This is a genomic window from Bacillus sp. 01N42_2 (assembly GCF_056399565.1).
In genome coordinates this window covers 491,650-509,060 of the sequence record NZ_JBFTRO010000003.1, presented here as the reverse complement: position 1 = coordinate 509,060, position 17,411 = coordinate 491,650, and the positions used below count along the sequence as shown (strand labels likewise).

Genomic DNA, 17,411 nt, shown 5'->3' with positions numbered 1-17,411 from the left:
TGCGGGAAATGTCACCTCCTTTCTTGTGAACCGCAGCTTTGTCTGACAATTAGTGAAGTGGGAAGCGTCACGGCCAGCGGGACGGTTCTGCCGTTTAAACGGTCGAGAAGCAGTTTGACGCCCGTCCGGCCCATCTCTTCTGTGTATACTTTTACCGTTGATAAAGGCGTGCTGGCGTATTCTGCTTCATCAATGCCATTGAAGCTGACAATCGCTGTATCACGGGGAACTTGAAGGCCGGCTTCTTGCAAGGCTTTTAAAGCGCCGACGGCCATTGAATCACTTGCGATAAAGAAAGCGTCAGGCAGACTCCCGCTTTTGATGGCTTCCTTCATCAGCCGGAAACCTTCGTGCATGCTGTATTCGCCTACCAGCACATGCTCCGGCTCGGCGCCGGCCATTTGTAAAAAAGCGGTCAGACGCTTATCTTCAATCGTTTGATTGCTGTTTACACCGTTTATGACGGTATGCTCCCGCTCACGGCCGCCAATATAGCCAAGCCGCTGATAGCCGAGTGACAGCAGATGTTCTATCGCCTTTTGCGCTGCGGCATAAAAATCCACGCTGACGGAGTCGTAGCGGGAGGGATCAGGTGTGCCGTTGACAAATACCGCATGCTTGAAAGCGGCGCAGATATTCGTAAGCGCCTCGTCTTGGAGGCTGCCGATTACGATCACACCGTCCAAATCGTGAAATAATTGCTCTTGGAAAGAACCGAGATGGATAGAAGAAGTGATAAAGATTTTTTGTTCAAAACATTCTTCTTCAATGCCTTTTCTGATCGCTGAGAAATAAGGATCCTGCCGTTCTTCCTCCGGTGACAGACAGCTGACAACGCCGATCAGAGGCGCTGAATCGCTGCGGCTGCGGTTCTTTCGTTTTTTTGCCGCCGGCTGATAGCCGAGCTCATCGGCGATCCGCAGGACTTTTTCTCTTGTTTCTTCAGTCACGGCCAAAGAGTCATCTCTGTTCAAAATTCTTGATACTGTCGCACTGGATACAGATGCTTGTAAGGCAATATCTTTGAGGCGGACCATTTTGCATCTCCTTTTTACTAAAAATTTACTAAATAGAAACGAACTGGTTATGATTAAAATGATATTATCACATGTTAGTAAGCGTTTTCAATAACGATTTTCGGTTATTTTTAGTAAAGATCAGTGAAAAAGAAAAACTTGTTTATTCTCTATCATAATTCATTTCTACCGGAATAAATTGATAGGGAAAGGAGAGGATGACGTGCTGAAGATAGCTGTGTTTGATGAGGAGCATGAAAAGGATTTGCAGACTGAAGTCAATTCATTTTTAAAGGGGATTTCTGAAGAACAGCTCGTTGATATCAAATATACGGTAGCGGCAGCTTGTGATCCGGAAGGGGAGCAGCTTTATTGTTTTTCCGCTCTCATTTTATATCGGAAATAAAGAAGCCCGGACGAATGGCCGGGCTTCACTGTGCATTATGCTTTTTTGACGCGGGGACTTCTCGGCTTTTGGTATTTCTCCGCTTGTTTGATTCCTTTTCTTTCGCTCGCTAATGATTTGTACAGAGACACGATCATCAGAAGGATTACGACTGAAAACGGAACCGCAGCGAGAATGGCTGTGTTTTGCAGTGCGGCAAGGCCGCCGGAATATAATAAAACCGCTGCCACGGCAGACTGGATAATGCCCCATGTGACTTTCACCCGGTTTGAAGGGTCCAACGAGCCGTATGTCGTCTGCATTCCAAGCACAAATGTCGCTGAATCGGCTGATGTAATAAAAAATACAGCGATCAGAACAAGCGTCAACACGGATGTCACCATTGTGAGCGGATAGTGGCTGAGAGCGCCGAACAGCATCGTATCCGTCGACAATCCGGCGACATTGAAGACGCCTTTCTGCTGAAGATCCATTGCAGATACGCCGAAAATCGCAAACCATAAAAAGGCCAATATACAAGGTGTCACTAACACACCGATTAAAAATTCCCGGATGGTCCGGCCCCTTGATACACGGGCGATAAAAATGCCGACAAACGGAGACCAGGAAATCCACCAGGCCCAATAAAAAATGGTCCAGCTGTTAATCCATTCGCGTTTTTGGGGATCATTCGGTGACAAGCGGAAGCTCATCTGCACGATATTTTGGATGTACTGCCCGATAGAATCGGTAAATGAGTTCATAATCAGCACCGTCGGGCCTACAATGAGCATGAAAAGCATTAATATACCCGCGAGTACCATGTTGGTATTGCTTAAGTATTTAATTCCCTTGCCGATGCCGCTCCACGCAGAAATTAAGAAAAGCACGGTCACGACAACGATCAAGATCAGCTGAATGGAAAATGTCTTCGGAATGCCGAATAAATAATGCAGACCGCCGTTGATCTGAGTCGCGCCGAGCCCCAAGCTTGTCGCCACACCGACAACCGTTGCAAATACGGCGATACAGTCAATCGTCTTGCCGATCGGACCGTTCACTTTATCGCCTAAAATCGGTGTCAGTGTGCTGCTGATCAAACCGGGGGCATCTTTTCTGAATTGAAAATATGCGATACATAAAGCGACGACGGCGTATATGGCCCAAGCGTGCAGCCCCCAATGGAAAAACGTATACCGGAGCGCATCACGAAAAGCTTGGGGCGTTTCTGTTTCACCTGAGGGAGAGCTGATCGCGTAATGGCTGATCGGTTCCGCAGCCCCGTAAAATACCAGGCCGATTCCCATGCCTGCGCTGAATAGCATGGCAAACCATGATAATAAGCCGAATTCCGGTTTTTCCCCGGGTTTTCCGAGTTTTATTTTGCCGATCGGACTCACGATGAGAAAGAGACAGAAACCGACAAATATTGAAACGGCCAGCAGATAATACCAGCCGAAAGAATCCGTAACAAAACGTTGTGCCGTATCTGTAACTTGCTGCAGGCTGTCAGGTGAAATAACTCCCCATAAAACCGCAGCGGCTGTGATAACGATCACAATCCAAAAAACACTGGAGATATTCTTTTTCTTCAAACGTTCTCACCCTCTGACTATTTTTTCAATACGCCATTTGCTTTAGTATGATCGTACGATTGCAGGTCATTCCTTTCTTCCTATTCCCTCAATCAGGTGAAACAAAACGCAGAAAACTCTATCATGTTTTTGGTGGGGACGCTCACGTTAATGTACTTAAAACTTTTTACAGCGAGTGTGAGTAACGTCCTGCATTCAAGCCGGCGAGACGGCCCGTAACAAGGGCTGACGTGATATTATAGCCTCCGGTGTAGCCGTGAATGTCAAGGATTTCCCCGCAAAAATATAAGCCCTCCATTTTTTTAGACGCCATTTGTTTCGGTTCAATCTCTTTTACAGAAACACCGCCGCCCGTGACAAACGCTTTGTCCAAAGAAAGCGTTCCGTCTGCTGAAACCGTAAATTGTTTGCAGTCTTTGACAAACGCCCTGAATTGATCCTTCGGCAGCTCCGTAAAGCTGATCTGAGGATCAAGGCCGTTCCGCTCCAGAAGGAAAAGCAGGTACCGTTCCTGCATCCATGGTCTGAGCGCGTTTTTGAGCGCTTTTTTCGGCGCGTCTTTCAGCTCCTTGTGCATCCGCTGAAATAACTCTTCCTCGGTGATGCCGGGAAACAGATCGATGCGGAGCTTGACCTCTGGCTGCTTTTTCAGTTCTTTGACGACAAACTGGCTGCAGCGGAGAATGGCCGGGCCTGACAAGCCGAAATGGGTAAACAGCATGTCCATCACATGTGTGACGACAGGTTTGCCTTTTTTATTCAGGACGCTGACGGCCGTGTTTCTAAGAGACAGCCCCTGAAGGGTTTTTTGCTTAATAAACGGCTCTGACGACGTAACCGGCACTTCTGTCGGAAAGAGTTCAGTTACGGTGTGGCCGGCAGCTTCCGCCCATGCATAGCCGTCTCCGGTGCTGCCGGTATGGGGGACTGATTTTCCGCCGACCGCGATAATGACGGCGCGTGCGTTAATGTGTTCGTCATTGTTTGTCGTAATGCCCGCTGTTCTGCCATTCTCGTACCGCACTTCTTTGATTTTTTCATTTGTGCGGATGGTGACATTCAGTTCTTTTAAACGGTTCAAAAGCGCATCGACAACGCTTTGCGCTTTGTCCGTCACCGGGAACATGCGCCCGTGGTCTTCTTCTTTCAGCTGAATGCCGAGGTTTTCAAAAAAGGCGATGATATCCTCATTATTAAATTCGGAAAATGCGCTGTATAAAAAGCGGCCGTTGCCGGGAATGTGTTTGATAATCTCTTCAACAGGGAGGCGATTGGTCACGTTGCAGCGCCCGCCGCCGGAAATCGCCAGCTTCCGTCCCAGCTTGTTTCCTTTATCAATTAATAGAACATCTGCCCCTTCTTCACCTGCGGCAATGGCAGCCATTAAACCGGACGGGCCGCCGCCGATCACAATCACGTCATAATGTTTCATATTTCATCAACAACTTTCTTTTTCGCGTATAATAGGCGGAAATGTCCGCTTCCTGCTATTATAGCGAAAGAAGGGGAATCCTTAAACGTGTTTTGTTTTTTTAGAGCTTCCCAAAAAGTTTCCCGCTGTAATTATTACCGTCTATTTGCCCAATTGTGTTAAAATAGAAAAGTTGAATCTTCGTAGAAAATGGTGATGAGGAAACATGTCAAGCAAATTGTTAAGGGGCACGTTCGTGCTGACGCTCGGCACCTATATATCGCGGATTTTAGGGATGATTTATCTGATCCCGTTCGGAGCGATGGTCGGAGCGACGGGCGGAGCTTTGTTTCAATACGGATATAATCAATATACACTGTTTTTAAACATTGCCACGATGGGATTTCCCGCCGCGGTTTCAAAGTTTGTCTCGAAATATAATTCCAAAGGAGACTATGAGACGAGCAGGCGGATGCTGAGAGCGGGAATGTCGGTTATGCTCGTTACCGGGATGATCGCTTTTTCGATACTTTATATTTCGGCGCCGTTTTTTGCGGAAACATCTCTCGGCGGCGCAAGTAACAACGGCCTTACGATTGACCACGTCGTTTATGTCATCCGGATGGTCAGTCTGGCACTTTTGGTTGTGCCGATTATGAGTCTTGTACGCGGTTTTTTCCAAGGCCACCAGATGATGGGGCCGACAGCCGTTTCTCAGGTTGTGGAGCAGCTTGCCCGGATCATCTTCTTATTGGGCGCAACATATTTGATTTTAAGAGTGATTAACGGCGGCCTTGTCATCGCAGTCGGATATGCGACTTTCGCAGCGCTGATCGGATCATTCGGAGGGCTTGTCGTCCTTTATATTTACTGGAATAAGCGAAAAGGCGATCTTCTGGCGATGAAGCCGAACCTCGTCCCGTCAGCGAACTTAAGCTATAAAAAAATGTTTATTGAGCTTTTCAGCTATGCCGCTCCTTACGTTTTTGTCGGACTGGCGATTCCTTTGTATTCTTATATCGATACGAATACGTTTAATAAAGCGATGATTGCGGCGGGCCATAAGGACATCAGCCAGGACATGCTGGCGATTGTCACCCTCTATGTACCGAAGCTTGTCATGATTCCGGTTTCTCTGGCGACCGCTTTCGGTCTGACGCTGATCCCGACGATAACCGAATCATTTACGAGCAGGAATTATAAGCTTTTGAATCAGCAGATTAACCAGACGATGCAGATCATTCTGTTTCTGGTTATCCCCGCCGTTGTCGGGATGTCGGTGTTATCAGGGCCGGCCTATACGTTCTTCTACGGTTCTGAAAGCCTTCGTCCGGATATCGGACAGGATATTTTGTTCTGGTACGCGCCTGTCGCGATTTTGTTTTCTCTGTTTACAGTAAATGCCGCGATCCTGCAAGGGATTAATAAGCAGAAATTTGCGGTCGTGAGCCTTTTTATCGGCGTCATTATAAAAGTGGTGCTGAACGTGCCGCTGATCAAGCTGTTTCAGGGAGACGGCGCCATATTGGCAACGGCGCTCGGTTATATCGCTTCTCTTCTGTACGGTTTTATTATGATTAAGCGCCATGCGGGCTATTCGTATACGGTGCTTATGAAGCGGGTCATTTTAATTGCGGTATTATCCGTTGTAATGGGAGTCGCGGTCAAGCTGACTCAATGGCTGCTCAGTTTCTTCGTAACGTACCAAAGCGGCCAGCTGCATGCGGCGATTGTCGTCTTTGTCTGTGCCGCTGTCGGCGGTGCGGTGTACATGTTTGCCGCGTACCGAATCGGATTTTTGCAGAAAATGTTTGGAAACCGTCTGCCGCGGGTTTTAAGAAGAGGCAGGCATTCCGCCCATTGAGGAATAATGAACAGTCCGCTTATTGCGGACTTTTCTTTTTAAAGGAGAGGATCAGGATGAGACTTGATAAGCTGCTTTCAAACAGCGGATTCGGCTCAAGAAAAGATGTGAAAAAAATCGTCAAGGCAGGGGCTGTCATGATTGACGGAGAGCCGGCGAAAGATGTGAAAACCCATGTCGATCCGGATAAACAGGACATCACGGTATACGGAGAGCCGGCAGACTACCGGGAATTTATTTATGTCATGATGAATAAGCCGCAAGGAGTGCTGTCCGCTACAGAAGACAGCCGCCAGCAAACGGTGGTTGATCTGCTGACGCCCGAAGAACAGAGATTCGAACCGTTTCCGGCGGGGCGTCTTGATAAGGATACCGAAGGATTTCTGCTTCTGACCAATGACGGGCAGCTCGCTCATCGTCTTCTTTCTCCGAAAAAGCACGTGCCTAAAACATATGAGGTCCGGTTAGCCTCACCTCTGTCACCGGAAGACATCATCAATCTGGAAAAAGGCGTCGTCATTGAAGGTGGCTATAAGACGAAGCCGGCAGCTGTTGAAACTATCACTGAAAGCCCGGATGAAACGGTCATTCATTTGACCATTACAGAAGGCAAATATCATCAGGTGAAGCTGATGGCAAAGGCTGTCGGAAATGAAGTGGCTTATTTAAAACGGCTTTCGATGGGGGCTGTTTCTCTTGATCCGGAGCTTAAGCCGGGAGAATTTCGCGAGCTGACTGAAGAAGAGCTCGCAGCGCTGAAAGATACTGAAGTGTAATCGATATCAGAAAAGCCCAAAACAGATTTGTTTTGGGCTTTTTATATAGAGGAACAAAAAACAACAAGGCAAAGACGCTGCTTTGCCTTGCAGCATGTCAGGCCGAAAAAGGCCTTATGTAATTGTTCGCTTAAGATGTAATTTTTACTTTTTTTCGTGTTGTCTCCCACTTGCCTCGGCTAGGACTATGAACAAGATCATTGTATGCTAACACATTTAAGTCTCGCTGAATGGTTCTAGGTGTAATGCCGAATTCATCAACCAGTTCCTGTGTCGTCACAAGACCTTTTTCCTGGATGAACATGTAAACTGATTTAATCCGAGTCAGCATACGATTTGTTGAAGGTTTCAAAAAACCACTCCCTATCATAAGATCGGATGGACTTGATATACCACAACTTTCGACTCTAAAACTTCGTACGAATAAGCAACAAAGGCAGACATTCTGTTTTTTCTCTTTTAACTGCCTCCATTATACACGATATGGCGGACATGAATCTAGGAATAAGCGCAGATAATTTTTACCAATTGAGCGCCGCTTGGTGCATTACTATGCCCGGCCCGCTTTTATTATTATGGAAACTGAAACTTTTTTTATACGTGTCCGTATGAAAACGGGGGAGGGAGAAAGCTTGGGAGACTTATTGAATGCAAACATCGTCTGCGCCGGTTATGCTGACAGGCCGAAGGTGATCTCAAATGTATCTCTGTCGGTCAGCGCGGGGGAAATTGCCGGGTTAATCGGGGCAAACGGGGCGGGGAAAAGTACGGTGATTAAGGCGATTCTCGGGCTGTGCAGGGATATAGAAGGCGGTATTGAATGGAATGATTCATCCTATGCTTACATACCGGAGCGTCCGAGTTTTTATGAAGAACTGACGCTTTGGGAGCATCTTGAACTCACAGGGTCATTGCGGGGGATAGAAGCCGGAGAGTGCCGTGAGCGGGCCGGGCGGCTGCTTGATGAATTTTCATTGACGGCGGTAAAACATGAATTGCCTTCCGGTTTTTCAAAAGGGATGCAGCAAAAATTGATGCTCATACAGGCGTTTTTGGCGAAGCCGGATATTTACATCATTGATGAGCCGTTTATCGGACTTGATCCGATCTCAACGAAGCTGTTTACCGACATGCTGATTGCTGAGAAAGAAAGGGGCGCGGGTATTCTGATGTGCACCCATGTTCTGGATACCGCCGAAAAAATCTGCGACCGGTTTTATTTGCTGGATCAGGGCGCTCTGCTTCTTCAAGGCACGTTAGCGGAGCTTCAAGAAAAAACGGGGAGCCGTTCATTGTTAGATTGCTTTTATTCAGCGGTTCGGAGCAGTCAGCGATGACCGGGCGGGCTTTGTTTTTTCAAAGGATGTTTCATTTCTGGCGGTATCAATGGAAGGTGTTTCAGACGGTCATTGATTGGACGGTCGCGCTGTATATCGTTCTTCCTGCTGCCGCATTGGCCGTTTATCAATATGCTGAATGGCTGAACGGCAGGGGGCTTCTTGATAGAGCTGCCGGAGTATTAGGCTGGGGCTGGCTGTATGTCTTCAGTGTCCTGCTGTTATGCACAGGTTTTATTCATACCTTTTTGCTGGAAGCGGATCATGTGTTTTTGGTGCATGCAAAATATCTGATGAAAAAGCTGAAACGGTACGCGCTTTTGTATTCGATGTTCCTTTCACTTATCAAATGGGGCGTGCTTGCCGTGCTGTTATTTCCCTTATGGCGCCAGTACGGTGACTGCACCTTCTCGGCATATTCAGGCATTTTTTGCTGTCTGTCCGGCTTTCATGCTGCGATATTGGCAGTGCATCGGCAAAGAAAAATCAGACGGCAGACAGTTGGACATCAGGCGGCAGGCTGGCTGAAAGCGGCGGTTCTGTTGGCGGGCGCGTGTTTCATGATCCGGTTTGCCGCCGAGTGGTACTGGCTTTGGCCGGCAGGATATATATTGTTCATCTGCTCCGTTCTTTTAACTTGGAAAGAAGCGGAGTCCTTATCAGCTTTTGAGGAAGAAGTGCTTGAGGAGAACAGGCGCAAGCTTTCATTCGCCGCCTTTGTTTTGATGCTCAGCCATGATGTGCAGCTGCCGAATGTAAAAAAGAAAGGGCGGAGCAAGCCGTTTTTATATCCCGGCTCAAAGCACATCTTTACAAAACGGTCGGCGTATACGGCGTGGAAAGAATTGTTTTTTAAAGTGCTGATCCGAAATGGCGGGTATCTCCGGCAGCTTTACCTTTTAACCGCGGCTTTTACGGCTCTTATTCTCGTTCTTCCGCTTTTGCTGAAGCCGGCAGCCCTCATTTTATTTACACTGGTCAGCCGATATGCCGCGTCGCTTCTCTTTGACCGGATCACGGACAAACCGGTTTTAAGCGGTATCAAAAGAGACAGTGATGATTATTTCCGGGCGAGAAACAGCGTATTAACCCTCATTCAAATCATCTGTTCCGGATGGTGCCTTATTGCGGCGGTTTTTTCCGCCCTTTATATGTGAAAAATCCCTTTCCGAAAAAGGAAAGGGATTTTTTTAATGTCCGTTCAAAATAAAAAGCTGAATAAAAAACAGCACCGCAAAGATGATGACTAAAGGATGGATTTCGCGCCATTTTTTCTTAGCGAGCTTCACAAGCGGGTATGAAATGAAGCCGAGCGCGATTCCGGTTGAAATACTGGATGTCAAAGGCATCGCCAAAATGACGAGAAAGGCCGGGAATGCTTCATCAAGCTCATTCCAGCGGATATTCGACACCGCCCCCATCATCAGACTGCCGACAATAATCAGAGCCGGTGACGTAATGGCGGACACTTCTGATAAGACGCTGACAAGCGGACTGAAAAACATGGAAACGGCAAACATAACGGCAATCGTCAGCGCCGTCAGGCCCGTTCTTCCGCCCGCGGCCACCCCTGCTGAAGATTCAACGAAAGCGGTCGTCGGGCTGGTGCCGAAAATGCTTCCGACTGTCGTAGCGGTCGAATCAGCCAAAAGCGCTCTTCTCGCATTCGGCAGCTGATTGTTTTTGATCAATCCCGCCTGTTCGGCGACACCGATCATGGTGCCGGTCGTATCAAAAATCGTAACGAGAAGAAAAGAAAACACAACGGCGTACAGACCGTGGTGCACGACATCCCCGAGGGCTCCGAACGGATTTGTTATTAAAAGCCCCTCAGGCAGGTGCGGGAAGGACATGAACCCTTTTGTAAAATGAATCTGACCGGTCAAAAAGGCAATGACAGCAGTCAGCGCCATACCGATGAACAGAGCCCCGTTTACATTCAGCACCATCAGCACGATACTGATGATAAGCCCGATAAGCGTTAAAATGACGGCAGTTGAATGAAGATCACCGAGTGCGACTAAATTAGATTTATCAGCCGTGATGATACCGGATTGGCGCAAACCGATAAATGCGATAAATAAGCCGATGCCGGTCGTAATGCCGTATTTTAAATTGTCTGGAATGGCTTCTATTAGTTGTTTTCTTAAAGGCGTTAACGATAAAATGATAAAGATGACTCCCGCGATAAATACGGCGCTGAAAGCCGTCTGATACGAGATGCCGCTGCCTGCGCCGACGACATGAAAGGCGAGATACGCGTTTAAGCCCATGCCGGGGGCAATGGCAATCGGAAAATTCGCAGCGAGAGCCATCCATAAAGTTCCGACAATGGAAGCGATAATCGTGGCGGTGAACACTTGGTCAAACGGAATTCCCGCATTTGAAAGGATCACCGGATTGACGACAATGATATACACCATTGTAAAGAAGGTGGTCAGTCCCGCGGTAATTTCTCTTTTTATTGTCGTTTGATGCTTGTCGAGATGAAACATAAGTACCTCCAATGACGAACATTTTTTCAAAACATCATCTATATTATTCGTTTTATGAACATTTTGCAAGTCTTTATCAAGAAAGGGGATTTGTGATGAACTGGGAAGTTGAAGTTATCCGAAACAAAGAAGATCTCATCCGTGACACGCAGAAATTTTTACAGATCAACAGCGTAATGGACGAATCAACAGCCGGCCCCGGCCGGCCGTTTGGGGAAGGCGTCAATGCCAGCCTGACTTCACTGCTGGAATTCGGCGAAAAAGAAGGCTTCACCGTCAAAAATCTTGACGGCTATGCGGGCCATATTGAGTGGGGGACGGGTGACGAAATTGTCGGCGTTCTGTGCCACGTCGATGTCGTTCCGCCCGGAGACGGCTGGACAAGCGATCCGTTTTCAGCCGAAATCAGGAACGGCCGGATATATGCCAGAGGCGCCATTGATGATAAAGGGCCGACAATGGCGGCGTTTTACGCGCTGAAAATCGTCAAAGACATGCAGCTGCCTTTATCCAAACGCGTGAGAATCATCATCGGAACAGATGAAGAGAGTGATTGGAGATGCGTGGACCACTATTTCAAACACGAAAAAATGCCTGACATCGGATTTGCCCCTGACGCCGATTTTCCGATCATTAACGCGGAAAAAGGAATGATAGATGCCACACTGCGTATTGCAAAAAGAACTTCTGACAAAGACGCAAAAAACAGGCTTCTGTCATTCCGTTCAGGGCTGCGCTTGAACATGGTGCCGGATGCGGCTGAAGCGGTCATTGAAGGGGCCGGCCTGGATGCCGTGCACGCATATTTCAGCAACTGGCTGGAGCAGTCAAAAACACAAGGTGAAGCGGTTTCGGAAAACGGAAAACTGACGCTTCGGGTGTTCGGAAAATCATGCCACGCGATGGAACCGAATAATGGTGTCAATGCCGGCTTAAAGCTTGCTGAATGCCTTAACGGAACGGAACTGGATGAAGCCGGAAAACACTTTGTCAAAACCGTCAGTGACTATTTTTTAAATGATACACGGGGCAAAAAGCTGAAGATTGATTGCAGGGATGACATCAGCGGAGAGCTTACATTGAATGTCGGCATCTTTACATACAGAAAGGGTGAGGGCGGAGAACTCGGCATCAACATCCGTTATCCCGTCACTTCGGACAGCCAAGTGATTCGTGATGCCTTTATGTCCGCTGCTGAATTTCGGCTTGAAGAATTTAAAGACAGCAAACCGCACCACGTATCTGCCGATCATCCGCTCGTAAAGACGCTTCAAAAGGTTTACGAAGGACAGACGGGAAAGAAAGCGGATTTGATTTCAATCGGCGGAGGAACGTATGCGAGATCCCTTGCGGCGGGCGTGGCGTTCGGACCACTGTTTCCCGGCCGGCCTGACAGCGCGCATCAAAAGGATGAGTACATCGAAATTGATGACCTTCTCCGATCAACCGCTTTATACGCCGAAGCCATTTATGAGCTTGCCAAGTGATCACAAAAAGGGACGCCGAAAGCGGCATCCCTTTTTTATCATTCAAATGACCATAAATCCGTTGATAAATAACGTTCTCCCGTATCGGCCGTCATACAGATGACGATCTGTTCGGGAGGGAGGCGTTTTGCGGTTTCAATGGCGGCAAAGCAGGCGGCGCCTGAAGACGGGCCGACGAGTATTCCTTCTTCCCGGGCCAGGCGCCGGGTTGTCGTATACGCATCTTCATCAGAGATTTTCATGATTTCATCGTAAACGTCCTGATTCAATATGCCGGGAATAAATCCGGGGCTTGTCCCGACCAGCTTATGAGCGCCGGGTTTTCCGCCGGACAGTACCGGCGATCCCGCGGGTTCGGCGACATGAACAATCATATCAGGGAAAAGCTCCTTCAGCGTTTCTCCGGTTCCGGTAATAGTTCCGCCTGTTCCCGCCGTTGCAACAAAAGCACCGAGCGGCCTGTTGAGCTGCTGAACGGCCTGATAGATTTCAATCGCGGTCGTTTTTCGGTGGGCGTCCGGATTTGCGCCGTTATCGAATTGCATCGGGATAAAACTTCCCGGAATCTGTTTGGCGAGTTCTTTCGCTTTTTTGATGCTGCCGGGCATTCTTTCAGCCCCCGGCGTTAATACCACCTCGGCGCCGTACGCTTTAAGCAGGTTGATGCGTTCTTTCGTCATCGTGTCAGGCATGACGAGGATTGCTCTGTAGCCGCGGGCCGCCGCGTTCATCGCCAGACCGATGCCTGTATTGCCGCTTGTCGGTTCGATGATGACAGAGCCGGGTTTTAAATGCCCGCTTTTTTCCGCTTCAATGATCATATTGTAAGCCGCTCTGTCTTTGACACTGCCGCTTGGGTTAAATGATTCTAATTTTAAATAGACTTGAGCTGCATGTTCTGGCTGAAGGCGATTGAGCTTTACGATCGGTGTGCCGCCGATCAGCTCCGCCGTGCTGTTTGCGATTTTCAAGACCGGCTCATTCCTTTCTGTATAAAACGTTCGGTACATAATATCCTATCATAATAAGCGGACAGGGTTCTCCTCTCCGCTTATCCGTTTTATAATAACACCATAACCAAAGAGGGGAGATCCTCATATGAAAGCTTCATTGCCGCATTATTTTATCGGCATTCCGATTCCTGCTGACATTGCTGAACCGATTTGGGAAGCAGCCAGAAAGGAGCCGGCGTTAACATTCAAAAAATGGGTGCATCCGCATGACTATCATATTACACTCATTTTTCTCGGGGCTGCGGATGAAGCCCGGCTTGCGAAACTATTGCCTTTGCTCACATATGCTGCGTCGAAAGCGCAGCCGTTTACCGTACAGTTTCAGCATCTGGATGTTTTCGGCGACCGCAGACAGCCGAGAGTGCTTCACCTAGAACCTGAACGGAATGAACGGCTCTTTGATTTGCGGGAAAAAACAAAACAGGCTGTTTTGAAAGCCGGTTTTCAAGTGGAAAAACGGCCGTATCATCCTCATATGACGATGGCGCGGAAGTGGGCGGGAGACCGGCCGTTTCCGGACGATGTGCCGTTTGAAAGCGGCAGGGTGCAAAGCGCCGTCAGCCGGTTTTCCCTGTTTCAGACCCACCTTGACCGGTCGCCAAAATACGAAGAAATCGCACAGTTTCAATTGACATAAACAAATATTCGGAGTGGGGAAATCACATGGCACAGATCATCAAAATACACGATTGCATATCAAGATATGAGCTTGATCCATATCATTATATGAACCAGTTTATCCGGCTGAAGAAAGAACGCTGGGAGGCACTCCTTGAAGCGTTTGACCGGAAAACGGAAGAAAAAGAAACAGAAACGGCTCAAGGCGGTGAAACCGGCCAAACGCCGGCCCGAAAAAAATTTTTCTTAAAAAAGAGAAAAGAAGAAATAACGGCCGATATAAATGAAAAGAGGCACCAATGGTTTGATGAGCCGGAGGAAGAAGAGGCGCTGTTCGGACATCTTCCGTCTCAAAAGTCTGAGCTCGCGTCTTTTTTCAAAGAACAGCTGTATGACTTTCAATTAAAATGGGCGAGCTCCACGCTTTCTCAAAAGTCTGAGCTTTCGCAGGCGGTCAAGAGGGACAGGATATTAAAAATGCTTGCTCAAAAGCTGCCCGATTCCTATTTTGTGATGTATCATCCGGTTCTTCAAATCCAGCAGGCGTCCGTCGAGCTGAGCATCATCATCATCTCCCCGCTGGAGATTTTCTGCGCTGCTTTTATGGAAGCTGAAGAGGACAGCGTATATATCGGATCAAAACATCGTTTTTGGGAAGAGAGGGGTTCCGGCAGCACGCGCCAAGTATTAAATCCGTCTCTCAGCCTGAACCGCACGGGATCGGTCGTTTCGCAAATCGTAAAAGAAAAGCAGGCCGACATTCCCGTCAGGAAGCTTTTGCTCAGCAGAACGTCTTATTTTGATTACCCGGAGCCGCCATTCGGGCTGGATATAGCCGATAAACGGACCGCCGCAGAGTGGCTGGAAAAGCAGCGGAAAAATACGGCGCCGATCAAGCACCATCAGCTGAAGGCGGCGAAGGCACTTTTGTCTTACTGCTTGAGCGATTCAAGCCGGAGACAGGAATGGCTTGATTAAAACGGACGTTTGGAGGCTGTCTCTTCTTCAATGAAGCAGGTGAAAACAAACGATGAGTCAATGGTTTTTTATTATTAATCCGGTCTCAGGAGGCGGGAGGGGGCGGCGTGTCTGGAAATCGGTTCAAAAAGAGCTGACCAGACGCGGTGTCAGCCACCGCTCCTTTCTGACCGGACATCCCGGACATGCGGAAGTGCTGGCGAGACAGATTTCAACGATGCAGGATCATAAGCTGAAGCGGCTTTTTGTCATCGGCGGTGACGGCACGATGCATGAAGTCATTAACGGACTGAAAGGAATTGATCAGATTGAACTGACCTTTGTGCCCGCCGGTTCGTACAATGACTTTTCCAAAGGCCTCGGTGTTAAGAAGTCGGCGCTCCTCCATGAAATCAAAGGTCTGCACCGCCCGCTCACACGGAAATTTTTCGGGGGAAGCATCAACTTTTTTCATGACAAAGCACAATCTCTTTATTTTATTAACCACCTGTCTGTAGGGTTTGACGCCTCAGTTTCGAAGGCAGCCGCGGAGTTTCCGTTTTTGCGTGTTCTTCGGTTTCTGCGTCTCGGCTTTGTGATTTACCCGCTTGCGCATATACATACGGCCTCGGGATTTCAGCCGTTCCGGTTTGCATGCACGGCAGACGGCCAAAGGCATGAATTCCGCAATGTCTGGTTTGTCATTGCGGCAAATCATCCTTATTACGGAGGCGGTATGAAAGCGGCGCCTTCTGCAAATCCCCGCCAAAACGATTTTGATATTGTCATTGCGGAAAACCTGTCCTTTTTCTCGCTGTATCGTTTTTTATGGGCGATGAGCTTTGGCCGTCATATCAAAATGGACGGAGTGACGATGATAAAGGGGAAGGAATTCATTTTTGAAACAGATGGGAAAATTCCGTTTCACGCTGACGGCGAACTGGTCGGAACGACGCCGTTTCGGCTGATGCCGGGCGGAGCGCCGTTAAAAATAAAAACATAATAAAAATAAAACCCGTCAAATCTTTCTTGGCAAAGAACGGTTTGCGGCATAAATCTTCAGAATTCACAGGTGTTCTTGCTAGTTTTGCTTGACGAAGTTTGTGCTGTAGCGCTAAAATTTATAAGACGGCTATTGATTAGCATATGAGACTCTCAATAGCTGTCTTTTTTATTCTCAAGAAATTGTTTATGACAGGCTGCTCCGCCGAAAGAGAAAGGCTGGAGGCCTATTCTAAAATATTTTAAGAAATGATGGGTTGAACATTGATATGAACTGGTTGGGACAATTACTAGGTAGCGATTGGGAGATCTTCCCCGCCGGAGGAGCTACAGGAGATGCATATTATGCGAAACATAACGGCCAACAGCTTTTTTTAAAACGTAATAGCTCGCCCTTTTTAGCCGTGTTATCCGCCGAAGGCATTGTTCCGAAGCTGGTTTGGACGAAACGGATGGAAAACGGAGACGTTATTACGGCTCAGCATTGGATGACGGGCAGAGAGCTGAAGCCGAAGGATATGAGCGGACGCCCGGTGGCTGAGCTGCTCCGCAAAATCCACACATCTAAAGCCTTGCTTGACATGCTGAAAAGATTGGGGAAAGAACCGCTCGATCCGGGCGCTCTTTTGTCGCAGCTGAAGCAGGCCGTCTTTGCTGTGCGGCAATTTTCGCCGCTTATTCAGGAAGGCCTTGCTTATTTGGAAGCTCATGTGGATCAGGTGCAATTCGGTGAAAAAGTCGTTTGCCATTGTGATGTGAATCATAATAACTGGCTTTTGTCTGAAAACGACCAGCTGTATTTAATAGATTGGGACGGCGCGATGATAGCTGATCCGGCCATGGATCTCGGCCCTTTATTGTATCATTACGTCGAAGAGCCAGCGTGGGACAGCTGGCTTGGGATGTACGGCATGAAGCTCACGGAAGGGCTTCGGCTGCGGATGGCGTGGTACATGTTATCAGAGACCATCACCTTCATCGCCTGGCACAAATCAAAAGGGAATGACAAAGCGTATCATGATGCCATGGAAGAGCTTCATGCCCTGATGAAGCAGATTGTCAAGTAGTCAGGAGTACGAATCCATCTGCTCCACCCATTGGGACAAATGGTTTTGGTGCTCCTGAATATGCGTGTCGATGGAATCGGCCGTGATGCCTGACTGGCTGTAGCGGTATACATCCTCGAGCACGTTTTTTATATTTGAATCAAGCCCGGTGTTGGCCATCAGTGATTTGATGACGCGCTCGAGCTGTTCATACTCGGCAACCGTGCCGCAGCAATCCAACTGGTGGTCGGCCAGTATGTCCTTTAATAACCGGACCTGATGTTCGCTTGTTAAGCCCATGATTCATATACACATCCTTTCTGTGTCATACATTGTGCAAAGCGGTGCGGTTTTATGCATCACATGAGTGTTCCGGACCGGGGAGCCTCTTTTTTTATGCAGCCGGAGC

The 17,411-nt window shown here is 48.2% G+C and carries 17 protein-coding genes; 10 read left to right on the top strand and 7 right to left on the bottom strand.

The genetic code is table 11. The features are described from left to right. Positions 1-11 precede the first annotated feature (11 nt). Entirely contained in the window at positions 12-1,037 is a 1,026-nt protein-coding gene (locus AC1DN5_RS10120) for a LacI family DNA-binding transcriptional regulator (protein ID WP_327815020.1), read from the bottom strand. A gap of 202 nt (positions 1,038-1,239) precedes the next feature. Here AC1DN5_RS10120 and AC1DN5_RS10115 point away from each other — a divergent pair, with 202 nt between their 5' ends. Continuing rightward, positions 1,240-1,422 carry a sporulation protein Cse60 gene (locus AC1DN5_RS10115; RefSeq protein WP_013353238.1) on the top strand — a complete coding sequence of 61 codons (183 nt, stop codon included), beginning with the start codon at positions 1,240-1,242 and terminating at the stop codon, positions 1,420-1,422. A 35-nt stretch (positions 1,423-1,457) separates the two neighbouring features. Here the strand turns inward: AC1DN5_RS10115 and opuD are convergent, their stop codons facing one another. Next, positions 1,458-2,996 carry a glycine betaine transporter OpuD gene (gene opuD, locus AC1DN5_RS10110; protein WP_016938521.1) on the bottom strand — a complete coding sequence of 513 codons (1,539 nt, stop codon included), beginning with the start codon at positions 2,994-2,996 and terminating at the stop codon, positions 1,458-1,460. A 166-nt stretch (positions 2,997-3,162) separates the two neighbouring features. Further along, the gene (locus tag AC1DN5_RS10105) at positions 3,163-4,428 is read right to left on the bottom strand and encodes a BaiN/RdsA family NAD(P)/FAD-dependent oxidoreductase (protein ID WP_016938522.1); all 1,266 of its coding nucleotides are present in this window, start codon (positions 4,426-4,428) and stop codon (positions 3,163-3,165) included. Positions 4,429-4,633: 205 nt separating this feature from the next. On the opposite strand from AC1DN5_RS10105, the gene AC1DN5_RS10100 reads away from it, so the two are divergent. Further along, entirely contained in the window at positions 4,634-6,271 is a 1,638-nt protein-coding gene (locus AC1DN5_RS10100; RefSeq protein ID WP_016938523.1) for a putative polysaccharide biosynthesis protein, read from the top strand. A gap of 56 nt (positions 6,272-6,327) precedes the next feature. Next, entirely contained in the window at positions 6,328-7,047 is a 720-nt protein-coding gene (locus AC1DN5_RS10095; protein WP_047476830.1) for a pseudouridine synthase, read from the top strand. Positions 7,048-7,177: 130 nt separating this feature from the next. On the opposite strand, the gene AC1DN5_RS10090 is transcribed toward AC1DN5_RS10095, so the two are convergent. Beyond that, complete coding sequence (locus tag AC1DN5_RS10090) at positions 7,178-7,399, bottom strand: DeoR family transcriptional regulator (protein ID WP_003152337.1); 222 nt, start codon at positions 7,397-7,399, stop codon at positions 7,178-7,180. A 280-nt stretch (positions 7,400-7,679) separates the two neighbouring features. Between AC1DN5_RS10090 and AC1DN5_RS10085 the strand changes: the two genes are divergently transcribed. After that, on the top strand, positions 7,680-8,384 hold the full coding sequence (locus tag AC1DN5_RS10085) for an ABC transporter ATP-binding protein (RefSeq protein ID WP_016938525.1): 705 nt from the start codon (positions 7,680-7,682) through the stop codon (positions 8,382-8,384). Beyond that, on the top strand, positions 8,381-9,541 hold the full coding sequence (locus AC1DN5_RS10080) for an ABC transporter permease (RefSeq protein WP_016938526.1): 1,161 nt from the start codon (positions 8,381-8,383) through the stop codon (positions 9,539-9,541). Before AC1DN5_RS10085 ends, AC1DN5_RS10080 begins: the two co-directional genes overlap by 4 nt. 33 nt (positions 9,542-9,574) lie before the next feature. On the opposite strand, the gene AC1DN5_RS10075 is transcribed toward AC1DN5_RS10080, so the two are convergent. Beyond that, positions 9,575-10,879 carry an NCS2 family permease gene (locus AC1DN5_RS10075; protein WP_016938527.1) on the bottom strand — a complete coding sequence of 435 codons (1,305 nt, stop codon included), beginning with the start codon at positions 10,877-10,879 and terminating at the stop codon, positions 9,575-9,577. Between the two features lie 95 nt (positions 10,880-10,974). Between AC1DN5_RS10075 and pepV the strand changes: the two genes are divergently transcribed. Beyond that, positions 10,975-12,366, top strand: coding sequence for a dipeptidase PepV (gene pepV / locus AC1DN5_RS10070; RefSeq protein WP_016938528.1), 1,392 nt, complete (start codon positions 10,975-10,977; stop codon positions 12,364-12,366). 38 nt (positions 12,367-12,404) lie between these two features. Here pepV and cysK read toward each other — a convergent pair whose 3' ends face one another. Then, a complete protein-coding gene (cysK, locus tag AC1DN5_RS10065; RefSeq protein WP_016938529.1) occupies positions 12,405-13,376 on the bottom strand; it encodes a cysteine synthase A in 972 nt (323 codons plus the stop codon). An 88-nt stretch (positions 13,377-13,464) separates the two neighbouring features. Between cysK and thpR the strand changes: the two genes are divergently transcribed. The 4 genes from thpR to AC1DN5_RS10045 all read left to right on the top strand — a co-directional run bounded on the left by thpR (position 13,465) and on the right by AC1DN5_RS10045 (position 17,023). Next, positions 13,465-14,016, top strand: coding sequence for an RNA 2',3'-cyclic phosphodiesterase (gene thpR, locus AC1DN5_RS10060; RefSeq protein WP_366969068.1), 552 nt, complete (start codon positions 13,465-13,467; stop codon positions 14,014-14,016). A 26-nt stretch (positions 14,017-14,042) separates the two neighbouring features. Then, the gene (locus AC1DN5_RS10055; protein WP_366969069.1) at positions 14,043-14,975 is read left to right on the top strand and encodes a hypothetical protein; all 933 of its coding nucleotides are present in this window, start codon (positions 14,043-14,045) and stop codon (positions 14,973-14,975) included. Between the two features lie 52 nt (positions 14,976-15,027). Continuing rightward, entirely contained in the window at positions 15,028-15,957 is a 930-nt protein-coding gene (locus tag AC1DN5_RS10050; RefSeq protein WP_366969070.1) for a YegS/Rv2252/BmrU family lipid kinase, read from the top strand. 268 nt (positions 15,958-16,225) lie between these two features. After that, positions 16,226-17,023 (top strand): phosphotransferase family protein, encoded by a 798-nt coding sequence (locus AC1DN5_RS10045; RefSeq protein WP_366969071.1) that lies wholly within the window; start codon positions 16,226-16,228, stop codon positions 17,021-17,023. Here AC1DN5_RS10045 and AC1DN5_RS10040 read toward each other — a convergent pair whose 3' ends face one another. After that, positions 17,024-17,302 (bottom strand): YtzH-like family protein, encoded by a 279-nt coding sequence (locus AC1DN5_RS10040; RefSeq protein WP_003152357.1) that lies wholly within the window; start codon positions 17,300-17,302, stop codon positions 17,024-17,026. Positions 17,303-17,411 lie beyond the last annotated feature (109 nt).

What these genes read in the sequence shown, in the direction of transcription:
- AC1DN5_RS10120 (WP_327815020.1), bottom strand. Translation starts at nt 1,037, where the DNA reads ATGGTCCGCCTCAAAGATATTGCCTTACAAGCATCTGTATCCAGTGCG.
- AC1DN5_RS10105 (WP_016938522.1), bottom strand. Translation starts at nt 4,428, where the DNA reads ATGAAACATTATGACGTGATTGTGATCGGCGGCGGCCCGTCCGGTTTA.
- AC1DN5_RS10100 (WP_016938523.1), top strand. Translation starts at nt 4,634, where the DNA reads ATGTCAAGCAAATTGTTAAGGGGCACGTTCGTGCTGACGCTCGGCACC.
- AC1DN5_RS10095 (WP_047476830.1), top strand. Translation starts at nt 6,328, where the DNA reads ATGAGACTTGATAAGCTGCTTTCAAACAGCGGATTCGGCTCAAGAAAA.
- AC1DN5_RS10080 (WP_016938526.1), top strand. Translation starts at nt 8,381, where the DNA reads ATGACCGGGCGGGCTTTGTTTTTTCAAAGGATGTTTCATTTCTGGCGG.
- AC1DN5_RS10075 (WP_016938527.1), bottom strand. Translation starts at nt 10,879, where the DNA reads ATGTTTCATCTCGACAAGCATCAAACGACAATAAAAAGAGAAATTACC.
- pepV (WP_016938528.1), top strand. Translation starts at nt 10,975, where the DNA reads ATGAACTGGGAAGTTGAAGTTATCCGAAACAAAGAAGATCTCATCCGT.
- cysK (WP_016938529.1), bottom strand. Translation starts at nt 13,376, where the DNA reads ATGTACCGAACGTTTTATACAGAAAGGAATGAGCCGGTCTTGAAAATC.
- thpR (WP_366969068.1), top strand. Translation starts at nt 13,465, where the DNA reads ATGAAAGCTTCATTGCCGCATTATTTTATCGGCATTCCGATTCCTGCT.
- AC1DN5_RS10055 (WP_366969069.1), top strand. Translation starts at nt 14,043, where the DNA reads ATGGCACAGATCATCAAAATACACGATTGCATATCAAGATATGAGCTT.
- AC1DN5_RS10050 (WP_366969070.1), top strand. Translation starts at nt 15,028, where the DNA reads ATGAGTCAATGGTTTTTTATTATTAATCCGGTCTCAGGAGGCGGGAGG.
- AC1DN5_RS10045 (WP_366969071.1), top strand. Translation starts at nt 16,226, where the DNA reads ATGAACTGGTTGGGACAATTACTAGGTAGCGATTGGGAGATCTTCCCC.
- AC1DN5_RS10040 (WP_003152357.1), bottom strand. Translation starts at nt 17,302, where the DNA reads ATGGGCTTAACAAGCGAACATCAGGTCCGGTTATTAAAGGACATACTG.